We start from the raw sequence: 26,387 nt of genomic DNA, 5'->3' as shown, positions 1-26,387 counted from the left end.
TAAACGTTTACGGTCGATCATCAGGGAGGATTCCGACATGAAAACGATCAAAGGGCCCGGGCTATTCCTCGGGCAGTTTGCGGGCGATGCCGCGCCATTCAACTCATGGGATGCGATCACCAAATGGGCGGCTGATATCGGCTACAAGGGCGTGCAGGTTCCGACCTGGGCCGGTCAGTTGATCGATCTGAAGAAGGCTGCCAGCTCCAAGGACTATTGTGACGAATTCGCCGGCAAGGCGCGCGAAAACGGTATCGAGATCACCGAGCTTTCGACCCACCTGCAAGGCCAGCTGGTGGCCGTGCATCCCGCCTACGACGAGGCCTTTGACGGCTTTGCCGCACCGGAAGTGCGCGGCAATGCGAAGGCGCGGCAGGAATGGGCGGTCGAGCAGGTCAAGATGGCGCTGACAGCCTCCACGCACCTCGGCATCAACGCGCATGCGACCTTTTCAGGTGCGCTTGCCTGGCCCTTCATCTACCCGTGGCCGCAGCGTCCGGCCGGTCTTGTCGAAACGGCCTTTGATGAGCTTGCCCGCCGCTGGAAGCCGATCCTCGACCATGCCGACTCGTGCGGCGTCGACGTCTGCTATGAAATCCATCCCGGCGAGGATTTGCATGATGGCGTCACCTACGAGATGTTCCTGGAGCGGGTCGGCAACCATCCGCGCGCCAACATGCTCTACGATCCATCGCACTATGTCCTGCAGTGCCTCGACTATCTCGATAACATCGACATCTACAAGGATCGCATCAAGATGTTTCACGTCAAGGATGCGGAGTTCAATCCAACCGGGCGTCAGGGCGTCTATGGTGGATACCAGGGCTGGGTCGATCGCGCTGGCCGCTTCCGCTCGCTCGGCGACGGCCAGGTGGATTTCGGCGCCGTCTTCTCGAAAATGACGGCCAACAATTTCGACGGCTGGGCCGTTGTCGAATGGGAATGCGCGCTGAAGCATCCGGAAGACGGGGCGCGTGAGGGTGCTGAGTTCGTCAAGGCACACATCATCCGCGTCACGGAGAAGGCCTTCGACGATTTTGCCGGCAGCGGTACGGACCAGGCGGCGAACCGCCGCATGCTCGGGCTCTGAGCCCAGCTTTTGTCCGAAGGACAGATGAGGGGGCGCAGCGGAGCGACGTCTTGAGCACGCAGCGAAAGACTACGTCCGCCCCACCCCCCTCATCCGGCTACCGCGGCACCGTCGGCAAACACTCATTTCTTTGGAGGAATCTATGGCAATTGAAGGATCAACGGAACAGGCGCGCGAGCCGCGCATCCGCCTCGGCATGGTCGGCGGCGGAGCGGGTGCTTTCATCGGCGCCGTGCATCGCATAGCGGCCCGCATCGACGATCAATACGAGCTCATCGCAGGTGCGCTGTCGTCGACACCGGAAAAGGCGATCGCATCGGGCCGCGATCTCGGCCTCCACCCGTCGCGCACCTACGCGAGCTACCGGGAAATGGCGATCCGCGAGGCGAAGCTTAAGAACGGCATCGAGGCGGTCTCGATCGTCACGCCGAACCATGTTCACTACGATGCAGCCAAGGAATTCCTGCGCCGGGGCATCCACGTCATCTGCGACAAGCCGCTGACATCAAATCTTGCCGATGCCAAAAGACTGAAGAAGGTCGCCGACGAGAGCGGCGCGCTGTTCATCCTGACGCACAATTACACCGGCTATCCAATGGTCCGTCAGGCGCGCGAGATGATTGCCAATGGCGAACTCGGCGATATCCGCATCGTGCAGGCCGAATATCCGCAGGACTGGCTGACAGAGCCTGTCGAGCAGAGCGGTGCCAAGCAGGCCGTCTGGCGCACCGACCCGGCGCAGTCGGGCGCAGGTGGCTCGACCGGCGATATCGGCACGCATGCCTATAATCTTGCCTCCTTCATCACCGGCCTCGAACTCGATAGTCTCGCGGCCGATCTCGATAGTTTCGTCGAAGGCCGTCGCCTGGACGATAACGCTCACGTGCTTCTGCGCTTCAAGGCAAAAGCCAACGAGAAGCCGGCCAAGGGCATGCTCTGGTGCAGCCAGGTGGCTCCCGGTCATGAGAATGGGCTGAAGATCCGCGTTTACGGCACCAAGGGCGGCTTCGAGTGGGTGCAGGCTGACCCCAACTATCTCTGGTACACGCCGTTCGGCGAGCCGAAGCGGCTGATTACCCGCAACGGCGCGGGTTCCGGTGCCGCCGCTGCCCGCGTCTCACGCATTCCATCCGGTCATCCGGAAGGCTACCTTGAAGCCTTCGCGACGATCTACGCGGAAGCGGCGCATGCGATCAATGCGCACAAGAAAGGCAAAACGGTCGCCAAGGCTGTGGTCTATCCGACCGTCGATGACGGCGTGAAGGGCGTTGCCTTCGTCGAGGCCTGCGTTGCTTCGTCGAAGCGGAATGGGGCTTGGGTCAAGGTCTGATAGCAAGGTCTTGGGCGAGTTCCTCATCCAGCTGACGCCACCTTCTTCCCGCCAGAGGGGAGAAGGGTATATTTCGCATCGCTTCATTGGAACGTGCGCTTGCGCGAGAGACGTTCCCTCGCCCTGTTTGCGGGGAGAAGTTAGCGTGAGGGGCGGCGCCTAGGCTGGCAATGCCCGTTAGGTCCCGTTGTCCGTCTGCAACGTTACAGGATTGACATTTCCACTCTGTACAACGCCGGTTCCTTTGGGTAAACCGCCGCTCGAACGACCAGTCCAGTACCAGACGGGGTTTTCAGATGATCGAGCCTAAGACACTCGCCGCCCGCTTTCCGGGCGATTTCACCTTTGGCGTCGCGACGGCTGCCTTCCAGATCGAAGGTGCCAGTAAAGCGGATGGGCGCAAGGCGTCTATCTGGGATGCCTTCTGCAACATGCCGGGCCGTGTCTATGACCGCCATAATGGCGATATTGCCTGCGATCACTACAACCGGCTCGAACAGGACCTTGACCTGATCAAGGACATGGGTGTCGAGGCCTATCGCTTCTCGATCGCCTGGCCGCGCATCATTCCGGATGGAACCGGGCCTGTGAACGAAGCCGGCCTCGATTTCTACGACCGCCTCGTCGACGGTTGCAAGGCGCGTGGCATCAAGACCTTCGCGACGCTTTATCACTGGGACCTGCCGCTGCTGTTGGCAGGCGACGGCGGCTGGACGGCGCGCTCCACGGCCTACGCCTTTCAGCGCTACGCAAAGACGGTCATGGCGCGTCTCGGCGACCGGCTCGACAGCGTCGCCACCTTCAACGAACCATGGTGCATCGTCTGGCTCAGCCATCTCTACGGCATCCATGCGCCGGGCGAGCGCAACATGCAGGCAGCGCTTCACGCCATGCACTACATGAACCTTGCGCACGGTCTTGGCGTCGAGGCGATCCGCGCCGAGGCGCCGAAGGTGCCAGCCGGCCTGGTGCTGAATGCGATGCCCGTCATTCCGGGATCGCAGAGCAAGGCGGATATTGCAGCGGGCGAACGCGCGCATCAGTTCCACAACGGCGCTTTTTTCGATCCGGTCTTCAAGGGCGAGTATCCGAGCGAGTTCGTGGAAGCGCTCGGCGACCGCATGCCCATCATCGAAGATGAAGACATGAAGATCATCAGCCAGAAGCTCGATTGGTGGGGCCTCAACTACTACACGCCGCTGCGTGTCGCCGACGACCCGGTGAAAAACGGCGATTTCCCCTGGACGGCCGAAGCGCCGCGTGCCAGCGACGTGAAGACAGATATCGGCTGGGAGGTTTATGCGCCCGGCCTCAAGCACGTCGTTGAAGACCTCTATCGTCGCTATGAACTGCCGGAATGCTACATCACCGAAAACGGCGCCTGCTACAACATGGATGTGGTCAATGGCGAGGTCGATGACCAGCCGCGCCTCGATTATTACAGCGATCACTTGGCCGTCGTTGCCGACCTCATCAAGGACGGCTACCCGATGCGCGGTTACTTCGCCTGGAGCCTGATGGACAACTTCGAATGGGCGGAAGGCTACAAGATGCGTTTCGGCCTCGTGCATGTCGATTACGACACCCAGGTGCGTACCGTGAAAAAGAGCGGTAAGTGGTACCGGCAACTGGCAAGCCAGTTTCCGGCGGGCAATCACAAGGCGGGTTGAATAGCCTCCGCCTGAGGGGATCGTATGGGCGACCCGACCTCCTTGCTGTCCGGTCGTTCGGTCGTTTGCTCCTTTCGTGGCTCACCCCATCGCGTCTCTGACGCTCCGGCACTTCCCCCGCGGGAGAAGAAGCAAGCGGCGCGCGTTTCATGATCCAGACAATTGGACAATGGGTGGTTTTTTGCCGCGCTGACCGATTCAAAGAAAAAATCTCTCTGTCAATCGTGACTGGAAGTCCGCCATAAAGCATTACATCCTGGCGCATGGCAGCCATGCGCCGATCAAATTGAATCTTCCGGTTGTGCGATGATAAAGACTGCCTCTCTGTTCCGAATGCGTTGCCGAATGCCGGCCTGATCAGGCGCGCCCAGCCATTCAGCGACTGCGGACTTTTTGAACATCGAGAGCATCCATGCATTCCGACTCTTCAAGCGCGGCCAATGCCGCAAATACCGTCCTCTTCGAAGACGTATCGAAACGCTTCGGCGCCGAGGAGAAATCGTTTACCGCACTCGATGCGGTCGATTTCGCCGTCGCACGCGGCTCCATTACTGGCATCATCGGGCGTTCCGGCGCCGGCAAGTCGACGCTGATCCGTCTTGTCAATGGCTTGGAACGTCCGACGAGCGGCAAGGTCATCGTCGATGGCGTCAACGTTCCCGATCTGGACGAGGCTGGCCTGCGTGCGCTCCGCCGTTCGATCGGCATGATCTTCCAGCATTTCAACCTTTTGTCCTCGCGCACCGCCTTCGGCAATGTGGCGCTGCCCCTGGAAATCGCCGGTTTCGACAGGGACGCCATTCGCACGCGCGTCGAGCCGCTGCTCGATCTCGTCGGGCTTTCCGACAAACGAGACCGCTATCCGGCAGAACTTTCCGGTGGCCAGAAACAGCGCGTCGGCATCGCCCGTGCGCTCGCCACGCAGCCGAAGCTTTTGCTTTCCGATGAAGCGACCTCCGCGCTCGATCCAGAGACAACCCAGTCGATCCTCGAGCTCGTGAAGCGCATCAATGCAGAGTTGGGGCTGACGGTGCTTCTGATTACCCATGAGATGGAGGTCGTCAAAGCCGTGACCAGCGACGTCGCGGTGATCGACAAGGGTATCATCGTCGAGCGCGGCCGCACCTTCGATGTCTTCACCCGGCCGCAACATCCGACGACGCGCGCATTGCTTTCCGGTTTGCCGGGCTCGAAGCTTCCGGCAGCGCTCGCATCCGGCCTGCGGCCGCACAAGACACAAGGCGGTCGCGTTGCCGTGCGCATCACGTTCTTCGGGCGCACTGCGGAACAGCCGCTGATCTCGCAGCTTATCCAGACGTTGGGTTCGGATATCAACATCATCGCCGGAACAGTCGACGAGATTGGCGGCGAGCCCTACGGCTCGCTTATCATCGCCTATGCAGCGGATGATGCGACTTGCGCGAAAGCGGATGAATTCTTCAAGGCGAACGGTCTCGTTGCGGAGGTGCTCGGCTATGTCTCCTGATCTTCTGCTTCTCATCGGCAAGGCAACGCTCGATACGCTGCGCATGGTGGCGATCGCCGGCTTCATCGGCTCGCTGATCGGGTTGCCGATCGGCGTGTTCCTGGCGACTAGCGGCCGCGGCGAGCTCTTTCCGGCGCCTTCCGTCAATCGCGTCGTTGGACTGATCGTCAACGCGACGCGCTCGACACCTTTCATCATCCTTGTTGTCGCGATCATCCCTTTCACGCGCCTCGTCACGGGCACGTCGATCGGCACCAAGGCGGCGATCGTACCGTTGACGATCGCAACCATTCCGTTCTTCGCGCGGCTCGTCGAAGCCGCCATTCGCGACGTCGACAAGGGCCTGATCGAAGCCGCCCGCGCCATGGGTGCGACCCCGATGCAGATCGTGCGCAAGGTGCTTCTCGCCGAAGCGCGTCCGGCGCTGACACTTTCGCTCACGATGACGCTGGTCAGCCTCATCGGCTATTCGGCGATGGTCGGCGCTGTGGGCGGCGGCGGGCTCGGCGATCTCGGCATCCGCTATGGCTACCAGCGCTTCATGCCGGATGTGATGCTGGTCGTCGTCATCGTCCTGATACTGCTCGTCCAAGCCGTGCAGAGCGCCGGCGATGCGCTTGCCCGCCGCTTCGACAAGCGATCCCGCAAGAATTGATCGAATTGCCCTATAACCCAAGGAGAGAAAACCGATGAAGAAAATCATCCTCGCGGCCGCCTTCGCAGCCGCCTTTGCGACTGCTGCCGCGGCCGAAACCATCAAGATTGGCGTGACGCCGGGTCCGCATGCACAGATCATGGAGAAGGTGAAGGAAGTTGCAGCGCCAAAGGGCCTCGACATCGAGATTCTGGAATTTTCCGACTATGTCGTGCCGAACCAGGCGCTTGCCGATGGCGAGTTGAACGCCAACTCGTTCCAGCACAAGCCCTATCTCGACAACCAGGTCGCCGATCGCGGCTTCAAGATCATTGACGTCGCCTATACAGTCAACTTCCCGATGGGCGTCTATTCCAAGAAGGTGAAGAGCCTGGACGAACTCGCTGATGGTGCTACCGTGGCGATCCCCAACGACCCGACCAATGGCGGCCGTGCTCTGCTGATCCTCGCCGATAAGGGGCTGATCAAGCTGAAGGATGGTGCGAGCCTGAAGGTCGGACCTGCCGATGTCACGGAAAATGCCAAGAATCTGAAGTTCGCCGAACTCGATGCCGCCCAGCTGCCGCGGTCGCTGGACGATGTAGATGCCGCTGTTATCAACACCAACTACGCGTTGGAAGCCGGCCTTGATCCCTCGAAGGATCCGATTGCCCGCGAAGGCGAAAAGGCGCCCTATGTCAATGTTCTGGCGGTCAACGAGAAGGACAAGGATCAGCCTTGGGTGAAGACGCTGGTCGAAGCCTATCACAGCGATGCCGTGAAACAGTTCATCGCCGATACGTTCAAGGGCTCGGTCATCGCAGGCTGGTAAGCGACGGCCAAAACCGTTATGAAATCAATCCCTTCCCGTTCCGAGGGGAGGGATTTTCAATGCCCAGTGATTTTCATCGAGAAAAATCACCCGGATGATGGCTTGTACCGTTCGCTTTAACCGTTTTTGAAGCCTTGACTGGCAAAGTCCCCGTTATCGGGGAGTAATGTATGCCTGCGTTCATTAGGCAAAAAAATCAGGCTTCGGGGATCGGCCGCCACGCAACTGTTACGGGTGTGCTTTTTTCCTTTGCGGTTATGGTCGCGGTCGTTACCGTCATGGTGCTGACGGCGCTGTCGCGCGTCACCGATAACGCCAATATTCTCGACGACGAACGTTCGCGTGAAACTACGGCCGGGGCTCTCAAGACATTCGAGGCGCAACTCGGCGCGACGCTGAACGACTATGCCGCCTGGGACGATGCGGCCGTCAATGTCTATGCCACAGATGGCATGGCATGGACGATCAGCAACTACGGCGAAATGTCCTCCAACAGCGCGCTTTTCGATGTGGCGATCGTCATAGATGACGACAAGAAACCGCTGATGGTCTATCGCGACGGCCAGCCGATGGGGAGCGCGCTTGACGATTTTTTTGCGCCATCGTTCTGGACGTTGTTCGACAAAGTGAAGGCCGCCGGGCTTGAATCTCCGGAAGCCGTGGGTTTCGTCGGCACCAAGAGCGGCATCGCGGCGGTCGGCGTTGCGCTCGTGCGCGAAAAATCCGGCGCGCTGAATGCACCTGCGGGACAGCGCCGCTATCTGATTTTTGCCCGCCATCTGAACGACGAGACGATCAGGAGCCTCGGGGAGACCTATGTCATCCAGGGATTGAAGCGGGTGCCAGCCGCCTACGACGCGCAATATTCCGTGGCGATCGATGATGCCGCCGGCAAGGCGCTCGGCAAACTCGTTTGGATTTCGCGTTCGCCGGGCGACATCAGCTATGCACAGGTGCGCCCGACGGTTGTGAAGGCACTCGGTCTCGTCGGGCTGTTCTTCGCCGGCCTGCTCGTCATAGGCTGGCTCGCCGGACGCCGACTAAAGGCGGAGGAAAACAATGCCCGCGAGGATGCGCTCCGCGATCGCCTCAGCGGGCTGTCGAACCGTGAAGGCCTCGGGATTGCGGTCGATGACGTCGTTGCCAAGGCGAAGCAGACTGGTAAGAACGTACTGCTTCTCTATCTCGACCTCGACGGCTTCAAGGAAGTCAACGATAGCTACGGGCATGGCACCGGTGATCAGTTGATCCGCGCGGTGGCTGCCGGCCTCAAGGTGCTGATCCCAAAGGGCGCGGTTCTGGCGCGTATTGGCGGCGACGAATTCGCGATTGCATTCCTGTCTGAAGGTGGCAACGCCGAGGCCCTGCAGCTTTCGGAACAGATTCTGGATTTCCTGGCGGAGCCGCTGGAAATCGGCCGGCGCGTCGTCGTCATCGGCGCCAGCATTGGCATCGCGATGGCTGCTGGCGGCACGATCGGCCGCGAAGAATTGGTCCGCCGTGCCGATCTTGCGATGTACAAGGCCAAGGAAGCGGGCCGGGCCCGCATGACGCTTTACGATCCCGCGATGGATGCCGACCGCGAGGAGCGCAATGCGCTTGAACTCGATCTGCGCGTCGCGATCGAAAGCGGCGATCTGACGCTTGCCTATCAGCCGCTGATCGATGCCTCTACACATGAGATGAACGGCGTCGAAGCGCTGGTGCGCTGGAATCGGCCCGGCCACGGACCTGTATCGCCGGAAGTATTCATTCCAATCGCCGAAACCAGCGGGCTTATCGAGGCTCTCGGCCTCTTTGTGCTGCGCAAGGCCTGCGAGACCGCCAAGCAATGGCCGGAGCTGCGCGTTGCCGTAAACGTTTCTCCCGGCCAGTTCCGGAATCCGGCCTTCACCGACTATGTTCGCTATGTCCTGAAACAGACGGAGATCGAGGCGCAGCGCGTAACGCTGGAGATTACCGAAGGATACATGATCCAGAATCCGCAGCGCACCCGGCAATCGATCGAGCGGCTGAAGACGCTCGGAGTTAAGATCGCGCTCGATGATTTCGGCTCAGGCTTTTCGTCAATCGGCTATCTCCGCCAATTCGGTTTCGACCGCATCAAGATCGACCGTTCGCTGGTCGAGGGCGTGACCGAAAGCGACAGCCAGCGCGAGATGTTGCAGGCAACCGTCGCGCTTGCCCGCTCACTGGATATTCCGGTGACGGCCGAGGGTATCGAGACAGAAGAGCAGGCGCTCGCCGTTCGTCTCTTTGGTTGCGATTGCCTGCAGGGCTATTTCTTCAGCAAGCCGGTGCCGGCAGACAGGATCACCGAAATGCTTGAGGCACGCCGTGCCCTGGACGCGATGCCGCGCCAGATAACCGCTGCCTGAACCTAAGTCCCGATGTGCTTCTGGCCGCGTTTCTTGGCAAGCGCGATTTGCAGTTGCCGCTGGCGATAGCGCAGCCGGTCGTCTTCAGTGCGCGTGTGGTAGCAGCTGCTGCAGGAAACGCCTTCCTCGTAAAGCGGCGAGGCGATCTCATCTGCGGTGATCGGATTGCGGCAGGCATGGCAGAGCTTGTGCTCGCCTTCCTTCAGTCCGTGCTCGACCGACACCCGCTCGTCGAAGACGAAACAGGCGCCATCCCACAGGCTTTCCTCCTGCGGAACTTCCTCCAGATATTTCAAGATGCCGCCCTTGAGGTGGTAGACCTCCTCAAAACCCTGCTCCTTCATGAAAGCAGTTGCCTTTTCGCAGCGGATACCACCGGTGCAGTACATGGCGATCTTCGGCTTGTTGTGCAGGCCTGTGTTCTGGCGCACCCATTCGGGAAACTCGCGGAATGTCTTGGTTTTCGGATCGACGGCGCCACGGAAGGTGCCGATCGCCGTTTCGTAGTCGTTGCGCGTGTCGATGACGATGGTGTCGGGATCGGATATCAAGGCGTTCCAATCCTGCGGCATCACATAAGTCCCAACGACCTTGTTGGGGTCGATATTCTCGATGCCCATCGTGACGATCTCTTTTTTGAGTTTTACCTTCATGCGAAGGAAAGGCATTTTGGATGCGCGGCTTTCCTTGTGCTCCAGGGCGGTGAATTCCGGCTGCGCCCGCAGGTAGGCGAGCACCATTTCGATGCCAGCATCCCGCCCGGCGATCGTCCCGTTGATACCTTCATGCGCAAGGAGCAGCGTTCCCTTCACGCCGTTTTCTTCGCAAAGCGTCTGCAGTGGCGCGCACAGGCTTTCGAAGCGCGGCACGGAAACAAAATGATAAAGCGCCGCCACGAGGAACGGGCTGGTGTGATTGATGCTGTCGGTCATGCGCGCTGAAATACAGCCTGCGGCGTTTTCGCGCAAGCGTTGCCACTGCGCCCGCCAAGGGTCGAGGCTTGTCGAATTCAGTTCCGGCTCAACTGCCAGAGTGCTTCAATCCGGTTGGCCTCGCGTTGCGGTTTGTCGGCAAAGACGCGGCCGGCGTCGGCGAGCGCACGTTGCCGCTCTTCCTGCTGGTGGAAGATGATGGCATCGAGCAGGTGGGCGAGATCTTCATTGCGCGTAAAGAGCTGCGGCTCGGCCTCAACCAGTTGCGAAAGCACCGAGAGATCGTTGACGTGGCCGAGCCGTTCTGCGAGATCCTTGGCTCCATCTTGCTTCGCCTTCATCGCGGCGGGCCACAGATTGCGCAGCAGCGCGTGATAGAGCCGGTAGTCATAGGTCCGCTTGCGCAGTTCATGAAAATCCTCGACCGCTGCCGTATCGTGGCATGCATCAAGCGCTGTCCGCCCCTTTCGCAAAGTTCGCTGCCAGCTTTTGGCAAGCATGCGGGCGTTTCTACGCGGGTTGCTCTTGAAAGAAACCTTATCGACTGCGGCGATCGCGTTTTTTAGCGAGATGGCCGTGTCGTGAAGCTTCTGTTGAAGGCCGCTTTCGGCCTCCGTCATCCAGTCACGCCGTGCTTGCAAAATGGTGACGACGCGGCTGAGCGCCTCGCTCTCTGCATCGCCGCGGGCACCTTTTTGCAAATACTCGGCAGTGCCGATCAGGGCTGCTGCGTCCCGGATCGATGAAAGCGATTTTGCGGTGTCGCGCAGCCTGGCATTTTGTCGGTTTTGAAAGTCCGGCAACTCTTTCGCAACGAGCCGGTAAAGAAAGCGCAGCCGCTTCACGTTCTTGCGAAAACCATGGACCGCCTCATGCGCGCCGTCCGGCCGCTCCTCGAGAACGGCAATGGCACGTTCAAGCTGCTCCGTTGCCACTCTTCGGAACTCATCGGTGAAATCGAAATCAGGCCGTATGCGAAAGGGCATCCTGATCGTACTCGAATTCGGTCGCGAGCGCTTGGTTGGAATAGCGGAAATCGCCGGTCACTTCACGGCCAAGCCAGGCGGGGCGGGAGGGATCGTCATTTTCGGACTTCATCTCCACCTCAGCAATCACCAGGCCGCGATGCGCACCGGCAAAGACATCGACTTCCCAGACGAAGTTGTCATGCGGAACGCGGTAACGCGTCTTTTCGATCACCAGGCCAATGGTGCTCTGCATCAATTCTTCGGCGTCAGAAACGGGGATTTCGTATTCGAACTCGTCGCGGGTGACGGTACTGCGGCCGATCTTGATTGTCAGCCGCGCGCGCTTTCCATCAAGGATGCGCACACGCACGGACCGGTCGTCCATCGAGGCGATGTAACCTTGTCTGAGGATCGATTTCGTCTCGGCCTTCGCGCGCCAGCCGTCGTTGCGTACCAGAAATTTCCGCTCGATCTCTTTCGCCATTTCAGTGAACCTTTTGTGACGATCGCCGTACCGTAACGTAAAACTTCCAGGAGGGATACCCATCTTCTTGCCGCATCTGTTTTGTCTCGACAAAGAGGGTTCAGAGAGGTATTCGGGAGCCCAATTCAATCGTTTAAGGAACCGTGCGGCCATGGGCGAGAAGACAGAAAAGCTCCTTTCCATCCTCAAACTCCAGCCAGTTGTTCCGGTGCTTATCGTCGATGACGTGAAGTCCGGCGTTTCGCTGGCGCGTGCGCTGGTCGCCGGCGGCTTGAAGGCGATCGAGATCACCATGCGCACGCCTGCAGCACTCGATACGGTCCGTGCCGTTGCGCAGGAGGTCGAAGGTGCGGAAGTCGGCGCAGGCACGATCCTGAATGCCCGGCAGTGGGATGCGGCCATTGCTGCCGGCTCGAAGTTCGTCGTCAGCCCCGGGGCCACGCAGGAACTGCTCGATGCCGCTTCGGCATCTCCAGTTCCGCTGCTGCCGGGCGCTGCGACGGCAAGCGAAGTCATGGCGCTTCGCGAAGAAGGCTACCAGGTGTTGAAATTCTTCCCGGCCGAACAGGCGGGCGGTGCCGCATATCTCAAGGCGCTTTCCTCGCCGCTCGCCGGCACCGTTTTCTGCCCGACTGGTGGCATTTCGCTCAAAAACGCCAATGATTACCTGTCACTGCCGAACGTCATCTGCGTTGGCGGATCCTGGGTGGCGCCGAAGGAACTCGTCGCTGCGGGCGATTGGGACGGCATCACCAAGCTCGCCTCGGAAGCGGCTGCGCTGAAGGCCTGACTTTTTGCTGATCGCTTCAGGATGCCGGCGGTTTCGCCGGCATTTGTATTTGTCGATCCGCTTCCTATCTTCAGGTCTGCCTCAATAGGGAGACGATGAAGGATGTTCGACGCGAAGAAGCTTCTTGACCAGTTCCTTGGATCGCAAATACCGGGCGTCGGCGGAAGTGTCCGCAACCGGGCCGGCGATGCCGTCCAGTTGGCCAAGGATAATCCGTGGAAGGCCGGAGCGCTGGCGACTGTGTTTCTCGGAACAAAGACGGGCCGCAATATTGCCGGCAACGCGCTGGCAATCGGCGGGCTCGCAGCTATCGCCGGCCTCGGCTATCAGGCCTATAAGAATTACCAGGCGGGCCAGGCACCTGCTACGCCTTCGGATGCCCCTCCGCCCTCGACGCCGGTTCTTTTGCCGGCACCCGCCGATTCAGGTTTCGGTCCGGCTTCGCCTGCTGGCAGCAACGAATTTGCCCTCGTGCTGATCCGCGCCATGATCGCGGCGGCCAAAGCCGACGGGCATATCGACGACGCCGAGCGAGCGCATGTCATGGATAAGATAAAGGCCGCCGACGTCAGCGGCGAAGCCGCGTCCTTCATCGAGCACGAGCTTGCCTCGCCGACTGATCTCGACGCGCTGGTCGCCGCCGCTACTACGGAGGAACAGAAGGTCGAGCTCTATACGGCTTCGCGCCTGACGATCGAGCCGGACTCGCGGGCCGAACGCGGCTATCTCGATCTTCTTGCCGGCCGTCTTGGCCTTGCCGATGCGCTTGTGGACCACATCGAAGCAACGGTTTCCTCCGCCAAGCTTTCCTTGTCACGGTGACATGCAGGCTGGTTGCCTTTCTAGGGCGGCTGGCCTATCCACTCTTCCGACGAGAGGAGTGAGCATGAGCGATCTATCGAATTTCAAGGTGCCGGCACCTGATTATGTCACACTGAAAGGGCGCTACGTGACGGTCGAGCCCTATGTTCGCGCGGAGCACCTTCAGGCGCTCTGGGACGGCCTCGGCGCCATGGGCATCAACCCGCTGCTTCTCTACTTCGCGCAGGACGATTTTGCCGGCATCGACGATTTCGCCAAGTGGCTTGAGGACGCCTATACCAAGTCCGGCTGGCTCACCCACATCTTCCGCGACACCTCCACCGGCAGGATCGTCGGCATGGCCAATTATATGCGTGCCGACCCAGCCAACGGCGTGGTCGAAATCGGCGGCGTGGCGCACGGACCGGATATGAAGCGTTCGCCGCTTTCCACCGAAGCGCATTACCTGATGGCCAAGCACGTCTTCGAAGACCTCGGGTACCGGCGCTACGAATGGAAGTGCGACAACAACAACGAGGCCAGCAAGACGACGGCCGCGCGCTACGGCTTCAAGTTCGAAGGTGTCTTTCGTCAGCATATGATCTCCAAGCGCCGCAACCGCGACACGGCTTGGTTCTCGATGATCGACAGCGAGTGGCCGCTGATCAGCGAAGCTTTCGAGACCTGGCTTTCGCCGGAGAACTTCGACGCCCAAGGCAAGCAGCGCCGGCGCCTGCAGGATATCCGTTCCGATCTTGAAAAGGAAAGGTTCGCATGAGCCCCGAAAGCCGTGCTCAGGCGATCGCCGCCGCGACCATCCTCATTTGCGCGGGACTGGTGATCTATTTCCTGCCGACGCTCGTTCTTTGGATCGGCAGCTATTCTCCCGCGCTTGCGGTCATTGCCGGCGCGGCGCTGCTGCTCGGCTTCTTCGCGATATTCTGGCTGAGGGCGCACTATCAGCGAGGCAGGGGGAAATAAGAGCCTACCCCTGAAGCGAGGCGCCTAGCAGCAGCACGCCCATGCAAATCACCAGGACGGCGCCCAAAATTTCGATCGCGTTGCCAATCCAGATCGATCTCGCTGAGCCATGGCCGCAGATGCGGACGGCGGTGCCCTTGGCGGTGACGGCAAGGATCGCGAGGATGGCGACGGTGATGGCCGTGCCAAGCGACATGGCGAGCACAGAAAGAATACCGCCGAGATAAAGGCCGTTCAGCAGCGAAAAGGTCATGACGAGCAGCGCGCCGGAGCAGGGGCGAAGGCCGACAGCTACGATCGCAGACCAGGCTTCCCGGACACTGAAACTGTCGCCGCCCAGCAGCGACGGGTCCGGCGCATGAGAGCGGCCGCAGGTTTCGCAGGCCATTCCGGTGATGAAGTTATGTCCCGCCTTGCGTGCCTGCTTCTCGCCGAAGGCATAAGCTTGCCTGCGGCTTTCATTGTCCTTCCAGTCGAGCATCATGCTGACCGGACCGGCAGAGGTCTCCACGACTTCACGCTTTGGCAGGCCGCTGATCATCGAACGCAATTTGCGAAAGAGCAGCCAGCCACCGAAGGCGATGACCATGACGAAGCTTGTGATCTCCATCGCATTCGTCGCCTGCGTCAGCGTTATGCCGCTGCCACGCAGGATGAGCCAGGCACCTCCGACGAGCGCCACTGCCACTGCACCTTGAATGAAGGCTGAGATGAAGGAGATCACTACGCCGCGCTTCAGCTCGATTTCGTTGGCGATCATATAGGAGGAGATCACCGCCTTGCCATGCCCAGGACCGGCCGCATGGAAGACGCCATAGGCGAAGGAAAGGCCGATCAGCGAGGCCAGCTGCCACGGGTCTTCACGCATTGCCTTCAAGGCGTCCGTCAGCGCGCGGTAGAAGGCCTGCTGTTCGTAATTGATGTAGGCAAGCAGCGGCGCCAGCGGTCCGCCTGTCGGCTGGAAACTCGGCTCCGCAGTTCCAATCCCGAGCGGCGATTGCGCATGCGCCACATTCATCAGCGCAAGCAGCGCGAATGCGACCGTTGGAAGGAACAGCAAAGCGTTCCGTTTCAGCATGAAACCTCCAGCCGGGTGGCAAAGAGCTTGGACATGTCCGTGCCGGTCGGATCGTTGAAGAAGGCATCGGTCAGCGACTGCTTGTTTTGAGAAATCACCTGATCGGCGTCCGGCCGCAGCACATCATTCTTGCAGTTCTTGAAGCCGTCGCCGACTGTTCCCAGCTCCTTGTCCGTCGGGAAGTCGATCGAGGTGTAGAGCGTGGGGTCGTAGACGCCGAAGGTGAGTTTGCCCTTCAGCGGCATCTTCTCCGAGGGCTTTACCGCGAAGAACATTAGAAGCTGGCCTTCCTTGTAGTCGACGTGAATGATGTCCGGCTTCTGCACGGTCACGTTCTTTCCGTCGATCGTCAGATTCATGTAGTAGTCGTAGTCCGAGAGCGACTCGCGGACAGTCTTGCCGACTTCGGCGAGCTCGTTCGGCTCCAGCTTCAGATCGGTGTTCTTGTCGAAATCCATGACGACGGAGGAGGAGAACACCTCGTCGAAACGCCAGACGTTTCGCAACTCCTGAACGCTCCCGTCGGGCGCTGCCACGACTTCGAGCCGCGCTTCCACGAAAATATGCGGGTGTGCCATGGCCGCGGCCGGCGCAAGCAAGATCAGCGCCGCCATCAGGTAAGTGGATTTTTTCATGTGTCGGGTTACCGCTCTGCCCAAATCGGTTGGTGTCTTCTTGCCGGAGAATGGGACGGAATTGGGACCGGCCTCAAGGTGGCAAAGTGAATCAGGCCGGCTTCAAGCCTGCTTCTTGAACCAAGCATGGAGGTAATCCACGAAGATGCGGACCTTTGCCGGCAAGTAGCGCCGATGCGGATAAACGGCATAAATCCCGCGATCGGTCGGTATATAGTCGTTGAATAGCGTCACGAGCCGGCCGTCCTCGATCGGCTTGCGAGCGATGAAGTCCGGGATGACCGCAATGCCGATGCCGGAAAGAGCTGCGCGCAACGTCGCATGCGGGCTGTTCACCTCGATCGGTCCGGAAACCGCGACGGCGAAGGACGTGCTGTCCGGATTGTAGAAACGGACGCTTGCCTGCGTGCGCGAGTTCGTATCCACGATGAAGGGAACGTTGGAAATGTCCGTCGGATGTTCGAGGTTCGGATAGCGCTCGAGAAACTCCGGCGTGGCGCAGACGTGGACGCGGAAATCCGAGATCTTTCGCGCGATCATTCCCGAATCTTCTAGCTTCGTGACGCGGATCGCCAGGTCGAAACCTTCTTCGATCAGATCGACGAACCGGTCGTCTGCGGCGATTTCCAGCTGCAGGTCCGGGTTCTCCTTGGCAAAATCGATCAACGACTGACCGACGTCGGCATCGACAAAGGTGCGCGGCACCGAGATCTTCAGCCGGCCTTTGAGCTGCGCGTTGTTCTCGCGGACCAGATCGGCGAGGTTGTCGATCTCCTTCAGGATGTCGGAGGCGGTGCGGTAATAAGTATGCCCAGCCTCGGTCATCGAAAACTGCCGGGTGGTGCGATTGAGCAGCAGGGCACCCAACTCGTCTTCCAGCTCGCGCACATATTTGGAAAGCAGCGCCTTGGAGCGGCCGGTGCGCCGCGCTGCGGCGGAAAAACCTTCCGCTTCAACGACATCGATGAAGGCGCGTATGCGCGTCAGTGTGTCCATGGCCATCTCCCGTTGGTGCGAAAGATTGAACAAATTGAGCGCGGCTGTTCAATTTATTTTTTTAGCGAGGGGCAAAAAAATTCTTGATTATGACTGCGAATATTCTTATCTCGTCCTCAGCCCAAAGTCGCACGTGCCCATGGGTGTCCGCCGACCCTCGATTAGGTGAGGTCATCGGTAAGGTACCTGGAACTAACCCCTCCAGTCGCTATTCCGGCCAACCGGGAAATGCGAGGACGCCTAAGCAACGACGGTGCGGGCCTTTCTGGTGTCTTCCGGCTTTCCATCAGCCGGGGTTACTGAAGAGGCACACCTTCATTGCCGGAAGTGCGGTTGGGATTTTCCCTCCAATCCATGGCAGACAAAGCCGAACTATGCCGCTGTCGTGGCGTTGGTTCAAAATTTGCGCATCGAGCGCTTGCTATGGTTCCGGGGTCTCCACCGGCTGGTTCCAATGCGAGCATTCGTATGCCCTTTGTCCTCCGGTTTTTGCCGGAGCTCTGGAATTGGAAGAGGGAATCGATATGACCACCCAGCGCATCCGCGACTTTCTCGCAACCCGACGTCCCGACGGTCCCTGCCTCGTGGTCGACCTCGACGTCGTGCGCGACAATTTCAACGCCTTCCGTCATGCGATGCCGGACAGCGCGATCTACTATGCTGTCAAGGCAAACCCGGCTCCGGAAGTGCTGAAGCTGCTGGCTTCCCTCGGCTCCAATTTCGATTGCGCGTCTGTCGCTGAAATCGAAATGGCCCTGGATGCCGGTGCGACCGCTGCCCGCATCTCCTACGGCAATACGATCAAGAAGGAGCGCGACGTCGCCCGCGCCTGTGCGCTCGGCGTCAGCCTCTTTGCGGTCGACAGCCACGAGGAAGTCGAGAAGATCTCGCGCGCCGCTCCCGGCGCCCGCGTGTTCTGCCGCGTGCTTACGGATGGCGAAGGCGCCGAATGGCCGCTGTCGCGCAAGTTTGGCTGCGTCCCGCAGATGGCTGTCGATGTTCTTGTCTATGCCCATCAGCTCGGGCTCGAATCCTATGGCGTCTCGTTCCATGTCGGTTCGCAGATGACCAAGGTCGATGCTTGGGATTCGGCTCTTGCCGATGCCAAGCGCGTTTTCGTGCAGCTTGCCAAGCAGGGCATCCATCTGCAGATGGTCAACATGGGTGGCGGCTTCCCGACGAAATACCTTCGTGACGTTCCGTCGGCCGAGGCTTATGGCCGTTCGATCTACCAGAGCCTGCGCGATCACTTCGGCAACCAGATCCCGAAGACGATCATCGAGCCGGGCCGCGGTATGGTCGGCAATGCCGGCGTCATCAAGGCTGAAGTGGTGCTTGTCTCGAAGAAGTCGGACAACGACACGGCGCGCTGGGTATTCCTCGACATCGGCAAGTTCGGCGGTCTCGCCGAAACGATGGATGAGGCCATCCGCTACCCGATCCGCACCGAACGCGACGGCGACAAGATGGAGCCCTGCGTCATCGCCGGCCCGACCTGCGATTCGGCCGACGTGCTCTACGAAAAGAACCTCTACCCGCTGCCGGTGAGCCTCACCATCGGTGACGAGGTTCTAATCGAAGGCACCGGTGCCTATACCACAACCTATTCGGCGGTTGCTTTTAATGGCTTTGAGCCGCTGAAGGCCTACGTCATCTGATCCAGCCGGCCCCGTAGCCAATCGGGGCGGCACCTTCACAATTTCCTTTCGACACCGTCTGAAACGGTTTTGAGTTCGGGAGGCCAAGATGGCCGCTGTTCTTGATTCTGTCCGCGCATTCTTTGCGCCCTCCATCTTCACCATCGATTCCGAGAATCCGTCGGATGTCGTACCGCGCGAGAACCTGCTCGATCGCGCCATGGGTCCGAACCGCCGCAAGAAGTCGTCGGAGAAGATCCGGCGCGGCCGCATCCCGGCAGAAGGCTTGGCACTTGTCGCGCGTGACCGCGACGGCCATGTCATCGGCACCGTCCGCCTCTGGAACATCGAAGCTGGCGTCAACGCCGACGGTACGTCGATCAATGCCTTGCTGCTCGGCCCTTTGGCCGTCGATCCGACCTTTGAGGGCAAGGGTGTCGGTTCGGCGGTGATGCGTGCGGCCATTCTCGAGGCCAAGAACCGCGGACATGGCGCGATCCTGCTCGTCGGAGATGCCGCCTATTACGAGCGCTTCGGCTTCTTTGCCGAGAAGGCTTGCCATCTCGTCATGCCCGGCCCGTTCGAACGCTCGCGCTTCCTGGCGCTGGAGTTGACGGAAGGCTGGCTTGACGGCGCAGCCGGCATGATTGTTCCATCGGGGCGCATGCTGGCCAAGGCGCCGCTCCGGAAGGCTGCCTGACGGGTCAAGCCTCTCCCTGAAACGGGAGGGGTTTTTTCTATTAAGCCCTTATGCGTCCTTGCGCGACAAGCCACTGGGCCGACTCCTGCACAGCCTGGAGGGAGCTGTGGCGCGGCGTGAACCCCAGCAGACGCCTTGCCTTCTCCATTGAGCAATTCGGGCTCCGGGCGATGTGCTCCCACGTCGCCCTTGCGTCCTCGGCGCTTTCCATTTTCGACCATTCGTCATAGGGGAAAAACTCAAGCTTCGGCTCATGACCGAACCAGCGAAACATCGCTTCGGCATATCCTCTCAACGTCAGTGCCTGGTCGGAAACCGCGTGGAAGCTTTCTCCGGTTGACGCCCGCCAATTGCTGATCGCTGCCATGAACATACCTGCGACATCGTCAGCGTGAACATGATGAACGGTCTCCAAACCGAGATTCGGCAATCTCAGCGTCTCGCCGCGCGCAATCGTCGAAAAGACGGAAATGTTGAAATGTCCGGCGGGGTTGAGTGGAGGCCAGCCCGGTCCAACGATATGGCCGGGATGGATGAGGGTTGCGGGAAAGGCCCTCCGTCGTGCCTCGCCTAGAAGATAGTCCTCGATTGCCTTCTTCTGCTCGCCATAGTCTCCAAAAGGCGTTTTCGGGGCATCCTCGCGCGTTGGAACCGAAATGGAATGGCCGTGCGTCCAGATGGTGCCGGTGTGCAGGAAATGACCGACATGGCCATCCAGTACTCCCGCCAGGTGGCGTGCGCTCTCCAACGTGAAGCAGATCATGTCGATGACGATATCGGGCCTCAGTGCGCGGACGGCGGGGCCGAAGCTGCCTTCCTCCTCCATCTGCGCCCGATCCATCTTTTGCCGTTCGACGCTCTGCCATGTTGCGTGGGGACGATAGGGGTCCGCTTTGCCGCGGCTGATTGCAACGACGTCATGCCCCGCCTCGACAAGACGCGGGACGAGATATGTGCCGACATGGCCAGTTGCTCCGATCACGATTACGCGTGCCATCGTTTCTACGCTCCTGCCGTGTGTTGAGCTGGTCCGGCCAGTATGTTGGGCGCCCGGTCGATAGGACAAGCCGGATCATAAACTTTCACGTCCGCGTGAATCGGCACTTCGGACGGATGAATTCTGCTTGGGATTGCGCTAGCTCATGGCGATGACCAGAGCCTTCCTCATATGGTTTGCCCTTTTCCTTTCCGCTGCGCCGGTCTCAGCCCAGCAGGAAAACGATCGCCTTGCGTCGCTGCTCGACAACTTCGCTTCCCGCGAGGAACTGAAATCGCTGAAAACCATCATCATTTCCCGGGACGGAAAGATTGTTGCCGAGCGCGGCTATCGCGGACATACCGCGTCAGAATCGACCAATATCAAGTCCGCTTCGAAAGCGATCATCTCCGCCCTTGTCGGCATCGCCATCAGCAAGGGTGTGCTCGAAGGACCGGACCAGAAGATTGCCCCGATCCTGAAGGCGGATCTGCCGCAATCACCCGATCCGCGGCTGAACGAGGTCACCATCGGAAACCTGCTGTCCATGCAGGCGGGGTTGGGCCGTATGTCGGGACCGAACTACGGACGCTGGGTTGCAAGCCGAAACTGGGTGCGTTTTGCACTCTCGCAACCCTTCGACGATGAGCCCGGGGGCCGAATGCTGTACTCGACCGCCTCGACACATCTCCTGTCTGCAATCCTGACGAAGGCGAGCGGCAAGACAACCCTTGCCCTGGCAAGGGAATGGCTCAGGCCAGTCGAAGGCTTTCGGATCGGCGCCTGGGAGCGCGACCCACAGGGCATCTATCTCGGCGGAAACCAGATGGCCATGAGCGCCCGCTCGTTGCTTGCTTTTGGCGAGCTCTATCGCAACGGCGGCAAGACGCGGGAGGGGCGACAAGTCGTTCCAGCCGAGTGGATTGCCGCGTCCTGGCAGCCGCGCACCAACTCGCGCTTCTCGGGCGATGCCTATGGCTACGGATGGTTTGAGCGCAATCTCGGCGGCGAGGACGTGCATTTCGCCTGGGGCTACGGTGGGCAGATGCTCTACATCGTGCCGTCGCTCAATCTGACCGTGGTAATGACCTCGCAGGAAAGCGGACCATCGGCCCGCAACGGCTACCGCGATGCCTTGCACGGCGTGCTGGGCGAGATTGTCGAAAATGCCCGGACATCCTGACCGGAAGGGATGGCGAAGGCACTCAGCCATCCCCATCGGAAGAGTTTGAGCGGTCAGGCAGAGATATCGACGACGCCGCAGTCGCCTGCTTCCGAGGCGAAGGCCAGCAGCTTGCCGTTCTTGCTCCAGCTCATCGCGGTGATAGCGCCCTTGCCGGGGCGGCGGATCAGCGCCTCTTTACTGTCTGCAATCCGCACGGCAAGGATCATGCCGTCGATGAAACCGATTGCAAGGATGTCCTCAGCCGGATGGAATTTGACCGCGGTCGCCATGATGTTGGCGCGCGTGCCGAGCTCCAGCGGCGCCTTGCCCATCGGGCCGTCCTTGCCCTGGAAGGGCCAGACGATCGCTGCTGGCGCGCCAGATGAGGCGAGCCACTTGCCCTTGGCGGACCAGGAAAGCGACTTCACCTTGGCCGGATAACCGGTCATGCGCATGTGACGCGCCTCAGCCCCCGGCTTGGCGTCAAGCTTCCATCCGTGCAGGGCGTTTTCCTGCATGGCGGTCACGAGGAAATTGCCGTCGGGCGAGAATGTGACACCCGTATGCGCGCCCTTCCATTCCAGATCGACCGGCTTTGCGTTCATGCCAACCCAGTGCAGCGATACTCCGTTGTAGCGCGCTGCAGCGATGCGCATGCCTTTCGGTGCAAAGGCAAGGCCTTCGACCGTCCGCTCCTCGGTGAATTCCTTGATGTCACCATTCGAAAGACGAACGAAGGCGCTCTTTCCATAGGCATAGGCGACGGCACCTTGCGGGCCGGCCGCCACCTGCGAAATCCATTTGCGCGGCACGTTAGCGATCTCGCTGACGCCGGCGTCGGCCGCAATGCGCAACACCTTGCCATCTTCGCCGCCGGAAATCAGGCTTTCGCTATAGGGATCGCGGATGCAGGTGAGCATGCCCTGATGGGCTTCGCAAACCTTCTCGCCGCCATCCAGCCGGTGAAGCGTGCCGGTGGCATTCGCGAAGAAGGGGACATCACCTAAAAATTCGACGGCCAGAATGTGGCCGTCGAGATCAAGCGGGGCGACTGTTGGCATCAGGCCGCGGCCTCGCATGCCTTGAAGGAGGCTTCGAGCTTTTCGCGGTCGAGTTCGCGGCCGATGAAGACGAGCCGCGTTTCATGCTTCTCGCCATCCTTCCAGGGACGCTGGTGGTCGCCCTCGACGATCATGTGCACGCCCTGGACGACATAACGCTCGGCATCGTCCTTGAAGGCAATGATGCCTTTAAGGCGCAGGATGTTCGGACCCTGCGTCTGGGTGATTTTCTGGATCCAGGGGAAGAAGCGCTCGGGGTTCATCTCGCCGCCGCGGAGCGACACCGATTGCACCGTCACGTCGTGGATCGGCGACACCGCACCGTGGTGATGATGGCCATGGTCATGATCATGGTGGTGGTGATCATGATCATGACCATGGTGATGGTGGTCGTGATCGCAATCCGGGCCACAGACGTGATCGTCGTGATCCTGCTCCAGGAAGTGCGGGTCGTTTTCCAGCGCGCGTTCAAGGTTGAAAGCGCCCTGATCGAGCACGCGGGCGAGATCGACGCCGGAGCGGCTCGTCTTGTAGACGCGAGCCGACGGGTTGATGGCCCGGACGATATCCTCGATCTGCGCCAGTTCTTCCGGCGAGACGAGATCAGTCTTGTTGATGAGGATGACGTCGGCAAAGGCAATCTGGTCTTCGGCCTCGCGACTGTCCTTCAGGCGCAGCGGCAGGTGCTTGGCATCGACAAGGGCGACGACGGCGTCGAGTTCCGTCTTGGCTCGCACGTCGTCATCCATGAAGAAGGTCTGGGCGACCGGCACCGGATCGGCAAGTCCGGTCGTCTCGACGATGATGCCGTCGAAGCGTCCGGGGCGACGCATCAGGCCCTCGACGACGCGGATCAGGTCGCCGCGCACAGTACAGCAGACGCAGCCGTTGTTCATCTCGTAGATTTCCTCGTCCGACTCGACAATCAGGTCGTTGTCGATGCCGATCTCGCCGAATTCGTTGACGATGACCGCGTATTTCTTGCCGTGGTTTTCGGACAGGATGCGGTTAAGCAGCGTCGTCTTGCCGGCGCCGAGATAGCCGGTGAGCACGGTGACGGGGATGGGCTTGTGCTGAATCGAAATTGCGTCGGTCATGAGAACCTCGAAGAATGGGCTTGCCGCCAAGGGGGCTTTAAACGGACGGTTCCATATAAGGATTTGGACGCGTCAGTTCAAAGGTTTTATAATGTTATAAGATCACATTGTTTTCGGATCGCTCTATTTGAGCTCGGATGTGTCAAACGCGTCCACATCCTGCAGAAGTTCTATCAGCCCCTTAACCGCATAGCCGACCAGCGCTTCGCCTTTCTCGACCGTTGCGGCAGCGGCGTTTCCGGCCGCGCCTTTGACGTTCAGATCGAGCATCTTCCAGCCGAAGGCGTGCGGCCCGTAGGCCCGTAGATGCTTGAAGCGCCTGGCAAATTCCAGCTGCCTTGAAGCGAAGTTCTCAACCTTGGACATGGCGACACTACCGGGATGCAGTGCCAGCATGACCGAGGTTTCGATATCGCCGCCGTGGATGTCGATCGCCTTGCTTTCAGCTGAAATCACCTCTTCCGGCACGCCGAAACGGGTCCAGCTGGTCGCAACGGCCAGCATGTTGAACTTCACCCGCGCTTCGGTTGCGACGATTGTCATCAAGGGTGAATTTCCGCCGTGGGCGTTCAACATCACCAGTTTGCGGCAGCCGAGATCGCGCAGCATTCCAGCAATTGCGAGCCAGCGGTTGATCGCTTCGCTGTACGTCAGCGTCCTCGTACCTACGACATCCATGTGTTCGATCGAGTAGCCGACCGGTTCTGTGGGCAGGAAAGTGACCGGCAATGTTGACGGGAGGGCGGCCTTTAGCCTTTCGACGATGCCTTCGGCAATCAGCGTATCGGTTTCGAAAGGAAGGTGCGGGCCGTGCTGCTCATGCGCGCCGAGCGGCAGAACCGCGATCCAGTTCCGGCGATCTTCGGCCGAAAGTGCGGCATCGTTGTCTGCGAAGTTCCGGGCAGGCGCTGTCATCCGGTTTCAATGCCCCTTGTTTATGACGTGAACCTGCGCAATGTCATAACGCAGCGTTGTCACGGCTTAAAGATCAAAGGGATGGCGATGGGGAAGAAGCACAAAGACGGCAAGAAAAACAAGTCCAAGAAAAAGGACCAGACCGCATATACGCTTGCAGATCTTTCGCCGGCTTTGACGCAGGCTGCGCGGTCGATGCGCACGGTCCTCTCCCGTAGTCTGCTTGAAAGCGGCCTTTACGCCGGCCAGGACGGCGTCATTCTTTCGCTTGCCGAAACCGACGGGATGACGGCAGGCGGCCTTGCTCAGAAACTCGGAGTCAAGGCGCCGACGATGACTCGCACCATCGGCCGCATGGAAGCCCAGGGCTTCCTGGAGCGCAAGCCGGATGCGGAAGATGCGCGACTGACGAAGGTCTACCTCACCGAACTCGGGCGCGGCAGCGTGAAGGCCATCGAGATGGCGGCGTCGGCCTGCGATCGGACGGCTACGCTTGATTTTTCGGAGAAAGAAATCCGCAACCTCGTGCGCCTTCTAAAGGCGATCGACAACAATCTCCAGGCAGAAGCAGTGCCGTTCGAAGAACCCGACGAAATTTGACGGTCGAGTAAAATTCGGTTTGCCTCTCCGCATTTAATCTTTTAATTAAACATTTTAAGGGGGCGCTCTTTTTCCGGTTCCGCGATGCGCTCCACCATCTCGCGCGTTGCCTGGGGAGGATGCGTGGCTCAAAAGATCAAACTTTCGACAATTGCCGAAACACTCGGCATTTCAACGGCAACGGTATCGCTAGCCTTACGCGACAGCCCGCTCGTTGCGGGCAATACGCGGGAAAAAATCAAGGAACAGGCGCGCGCGCTCGGCTATATCTACAACCGCCGGGCCGCAAGCCTGCGTACGTCTCGCTCGGGCATCGTCGGCGTCGTCGTGCACGACATCATGAACCCGTTCTACGGGGAAATCCTAAAAGCGATCGAGAGCGAGCTCGATCGCAGCCGTCATACCTTCATCCTGTCCAACCACTACGATTCGGTCGAGAAGCAGCGCACTTTCATCGAGACGCTGCTGCAGCTCGGCGGCGATGGCGTCATCATGTCGCCCGCAATTGGCACACCGCCGGAGGACATGCAGCTTGCCGAGGCCAACGGCATGCCGGCGATCCTTGTCGCGCGTTCGATGGAGGGGATGGACCTGCCGACCTATCGCGGTGACGACAGCTACGGCATTTCGCTTGCCACCAATCACCTGATCGGGCTCGGCCACCGCTCAATCGCCATGATCGGGGGAACGGATCAGACCTCGACCGGCCGCGACCGCTATCAGGGCTATGTCAATGCGCTGCGCAAGGCGGAGATCGAAGTCGATCCCAACCTGCGCATTCCCGGTCCGCGCTCGATGCAGGGCGGGTTCGAGGCGGCTGTGCATTTCCTGTCGCTGCCGCAAAAGCCGTCGGCGGCCGTCTGCTGGAACGATCTCGTTGCCATCGGGCTCATGAACGGCATTGCCCGTGCCGGTCTTGTGCCAGGCAAGGACATCTCGGTTACCGGCTATGACGATCTCGAGGAAGCCTCGCTCTCGACACCGGCGCTGACGACGGTCTGGAATGGGCAGGCTGAAGTCGGCCGTCTTGCCGCCCGGGCGCTTCTCGATCGCTTGGCCGGCAGTCACGAGCCGGACGGCATCCACCTGATCAAACCCGAGATGCGCATCCGCCAGTCGACAAGCCCTTACAGACCCCGCCAGTAAGACAA

Annotated in this window: 26 protein-coding genes; 16 read left to right on the top strand and 10 right to left on the bottom strand. The window is 60.1% G+C overall.

The window, feature by feature from the left end:
- The first annotated feature begins 37 nt into the window (after positions 1-37).
- The 7 genes from RGR602_RS17665 (at position 38) to RGR602_RS17635 (ending at position 9,420) form a co-directional block, all read left to right on the top strand.
- Positions 38-1,090 (top strand): sugar phosphate isomerase/epimerase family protein, encoded by a 1,053-nt coding sequence (locus RGR602_RS17665; protein ID WP_039846152.1) that lies wholly within the window; start codon positions 38-40, stop codon positions 1,088-1,090.
- A 142-nt stretch (positions 1,091-1,232) separates the two neighbouring features.
- Positions 1,233-2,420, top strand: coding sequence for a Gfo/Idh/MocA family protein (locus RGR602_RS17660; RefSeq protein ID WP_039846151.1), 1,188 nt, complete (start codon positions 1,233-1,235; stop codon positions 2,418-2,420).
- Positions 2,421-2,716: 296 nt separating this feature from the next.
- On the top strand, positions 2,717-4,090 hold the full coding sequence (locus RGR602_RS17655; RefSeq protein ID WP_039846150.1) for a GH1 family beta-glucosidase: 1,374 nt from the start codon (positions 2,717-2,719) through the stop codon (positions 4,088-4,090).
- 412 nt (positions 4,091-4,502) lie between these two features.
- Positions 4,503-5,576: a methionine ABC transporter ATP-binding protein gene (locus tag RGR602_RS17650; RefSeq protein ID WP_039846149.1), complete on the top strand. Its 1,074-nt coding sequence runs from the start codon at positions 4,503-4,505 to the stop codon at positions 5,574-5,576.
- Positions 5,566-6,231 carry a methionine ABC transporter permease gene (locus tag RGR602_RS17645; RefSeq protein ID WP_039846148.1) on the top strand — a complete coding sequence of 222 codons (666 nt, stop codon included), beginning with the start codon at positions 5,566-5,568 and terminating at the stop codon, positions 6,229-6,231. Before RGR602_RS17650 ends, RGR602_RS17645 begins: the two co-directional genes overlap by 11 nt.
- 34 nt (positions 6,232-6,265) lie before the next feature.
- Positions 6,266-7,042: a MetQ/NlpA family ABC transporter substrate-binding protein gene (locus tag RGR602_RS17640; protein ID WP_039846147.1), complete on the top strand. Its 777-nt coding sequence runs from the start codon at positions 6,266-6,268 to the stop codon at positions 7,040-7,042.
- Between the two features lie 170 nt (positions 7,043-7,212).
- Positions 7,213-9,420, top strand: coding sequence for a bifunctional diguanylate cyclase/phosphodiesterase (locus tag RGR602_RS17635; protein ID WP_039846146.1), 2,208 nt, complete (start codon positions 7,213-7,215; stop codon positions 9,418-9,420).
- Between the two features lie 2 nt (positions 9,421-9,422).
- Here the strand turns inward: RGR602_RS17635 and trhO are convergent, their stop codons facing one another.
- The 3 genes from trhO to RGR602_RS17620 form a co-directional block, all read right to left on the bottom strand.
- Complete coding sequence (trhO, locus tag RGR602_RS17630; protein ID WP_039846145.1) at positions 9,423-10,352, bottom strand: oxygen-dependent tRNA uridine(34) hydroxylase TrhO; 930 nt, start codon at positions 10,350-10,352, stop codon at positions 9,423-9,425.
- Positions 10,353-10,429: 77 nt separating this feature from the next.
- Complete coding sequence (locus RGR602_RS17625) at positions 10,430-11,338, bottom strand: CHAD domain-containing protein (RefSeq protein WP_039846144.1); 909 nt, start codon at positions 11,336-11,338, stop codon at positions 10,430-10,432.
- Positions 11,316-11,804: a CYTH domain-containing protein gene (locus RGR602_RS17620; protein WP_039846143.1), complete on the bottom strand. Its 489-nt coding sequence runs from the start codon at positions 11,802-11,804 to the stop codon at positions 11,316-11,318. Before RGR602_RS17620 ends, RGR602_RS17625 begins: the two co-directional genes overlap by 23 nt.
- A gap of 151 nt (positions 11,805-11,955) precedes the next feature.
- Between RGR602_RS17620 and RGR602_RS17615 the strand changes: the two genes are divergently transcribed.
- The 4 genes from RGR602_RS17615 to RGR602_RS17600 all read left to right on the top strand — a co-directional run bounded on the left by RGR602_RS17615 (position 11,956) and on the right by RGR602_RS17600 (position 14,376).
- Positions 11,956-12,594 (top strand): 2-dehydro-3-deoxy-phosphogluconate aldolase, encoded by a 639-nt coding sequence (locus RGR602_RS17615; protein WP_039846142.1) that lies wholly within the window; start codon positions 11,956-11,958, stop codon positions 12,592-12,594.
- A 102-nt stretch (positions 12,595-12,696) separates the two neighbouring features.
- Positions 12,697-13,416, top strand: a complete 720-nt coding sequence (locus RGR602_RS17610) for a tellurite resistance TerB family protein (RefSeq protein ID WP_039846141.1) — start codon at positions 12,697-12,699, stop codon at positions 13,414-13,416.
- Between the two features lie 64 nt (positions 13,417-13,480).
- A complete protein-coding gene (locus RGR602_RS17605) occupies positions 13,481-14,173 on the top strand; it encodes a GNAT family N-acetyltransferase (protein ID WP_039846140.1) in 693 nt (230 codons plus the stop codon).
- Positions 14,170-14,376, top strand: coding sequence for a hypothetical protein (locus RGR602_RS17600; protein WP_039846139.1), 207 nt, complete (start codon positions 14,170-14,172; stop codon positions 14,374-14,376). Before RGR602_RS17605 ends, RGR602_RS17600 begins: the two co-directional genes overlap by 4 nt.
- A gap of 4 nt (positions 14,377-14,380) precedes the next feature.
- Here the strand turns inward: RGR602_RS17600 and RGR602_RS17595 are convergent, their stop codons facing one another.
- The 3 genes from RGR602_RS17595 to RGR602_RS17585 form a co-directional block, all read right to left on the bottom strand.
- Positions 14,381-15,454 carry a nickel/cobalt transporter gene (locus RGR602_RS17595; protein ID WP_039846138.1) on the bottom strand — a complete coding sequence of 358 codons (1,074 nt, stop codon included), beginning with the start codon at positions 15,452-15,454 and terminating at the stop codon, positions 14,381-14,383.
- Complete coding sequence (locus tag RGR602_RS17590; RefSeq protein ID WP_039846137.1) at positions 15,448-16,089, bottom strand: DUF1007 family protein; 642 nt, start codon at positions 16,087-16,089, stop codon at positions 15,448-15,450. Before RGR602_RS17590 ends, RGR602_RS17595 begins: the two co-directional genes overlap by 7 nt.
- 102 nt (positions 16,090-16,191) lie before the next feature.
- On the bottom strand, positions 16,192-17,085 hold the full coding sequence (locus RGR602_RS17585) for a LysR family transcriptional regulator (RefSeq protein WP_022715917.1): 894 nt from the start codon (positions 17,083-17,085) through the stop codon (positions 16,192-16,194).
- A gap of 524 nt (positions 17,086-17,609) precedes the next feature.
- Between RGR602_RS17585 and odc2 the strand changes: the two genes are divergently transcribed.
- Positions 17,610-18,743, top strand: a complete 1,134-nt coding sequence (gene odc2 / locus RGR602_RS17580; RefSeq protein WP_028739747.1) for an ornithine/lysine decarboxylase — start codon at positions 17,610-17,612, stop codon at positions 18,741-18,743.
- A gap of 88 nt (positions 18,744-18,831) precedes the next feature.
- Complete coding sequence (locus RGR602_RS17575; RefSeq protein ID WP_039846136.1) at positions 18,832-19,422, top strand: GNAT family N-acetyltransferase; 591 nt, start codon at positions 18,832-18,834, stop codon at positions 19,420-19,422.
- A gap of 40 nt (positions 19,423-19,462) precedes the next feature.
- On the opposite strand, the gene RGR602_RS17570 is transcribed toward RGR602_RS17575, so the two are convergent.
- Complete coding sequence (locus RGR602_RS17570) at positions 19,463-20,419, bottom strand: NAD-dependent epimerase/dehydratase family protein (RefSeq protein WP_039846135.1); 957 nt, start codon at positions 20,417-20,419, stop codon at positions 19,463-19,465.
- 151 nt (positions 20,420-20,570) lie between these two features.
- On the opposite strand from RGR602_RS17570, the gene RGR602_RS17565 reads away from it, so the two are divergent.
- Positions 20,571-21,581, top strand: coding sequence for a serine hydrolase domain-containing protein (locus tag RGR602_RS17565; RefSeq protein ID WP_039847003.1), 1,011 nt, complete (start codon positions 20,571-20,573; stop codon positions 21,579-21,581).
- Between the two features lie 53 nt (positions 21,582-21,634).
- On the opposite strand, the gene RGR602_RS17560 is transcribed toward RGR602_RS17565, so the two are convergent.
- The 3 genes from RGR602_RS17560 to RGR602_RS17550 all read right to left on the bottom strand — a co-directional run bounded on the left by RGR602_RS17560 (position 21,635) and on the right by RGR602_RS17550 (position 24,636).
- Complete coding sequence (locus RGR602_RS17560; RefSeq protein ID WP_039847002.1) at positions 21,635-22,624, bottom strand: WD40 repeat domain-containing protein; 990 nt, start codon at positions 22,622-22,624, stop codon at positions 21,635-21,637.
- On the bottom strand, positions 22,624-23,721 hold the full coding sequence (locus tag RGR602_RS17555; protein ID WP_039847001.1) for a CobW family GTP-binding protein: 1,098 nt from the start codon (positions 23,719-23,721) through the stop codon (positions 22,624-22,626). The genes RGR602_RS17560 and RGR602_RS17555 overlap by 1 nt, the downstream gene beginning before the upstream one ends.
- A gap of 123 nt (positions 23,722-23,844) precedes the next feature.
- Complete coding sequence (locus tag RGR602_RS17550; protein ID WP_039846134.1) at positions 23,845-24,636, bottom strand: creatininase family protein; 792 nt, start codon at positions 24,634-24,636, stop codon at positions 23,845-23,847.
- A gap of 87 nt (positions 24,637-24,723) precedes the next feature.
- Between RGR602_RS17550 and RGR602_RS17545 the strand changes: the two genes are divergently transcribed.
- A complete protein-coding gene (locus tag RGR602_RS17545; RefSeq protein WP_039847000.1) occupies positions 24,724-25,236 on the top strand; it encodes a MarR family winged helix-turn-helix transcriptional regulator in 513 nt (170 codons plus the stop codon).
- A gap of 123 nt (positions 25,237-25,359) precedes the next feature.
- Positions 25,360-26,382, top strand: coding sequence for a LacI family DNA-binding transcriptional regulator (locus RGR602_RS17540; protein ID WP_022715909.1), 1,023 nt, complete (start codon positions 25,360-25,362; stop codon positions 26,380-26,382).
- The last annotated feature ends 5 nt before the right edge of the window (positions 26,383-26,387 follow it).

The organism is Rhizobium gallicum bv. gallicum R602sp (assembly GCF_000816845.1).
GTDB lineage: Bacteria > Pseudomonadota > Alphaproteobacteria > Rhizobiales > Rhizobiaceae > Rhizobium > Rhizobium gallicum.
Note: the sequence above shows the minus strand (reverse complement) of the source record. Positions and strands in the feature narration are given on the sequence as shown.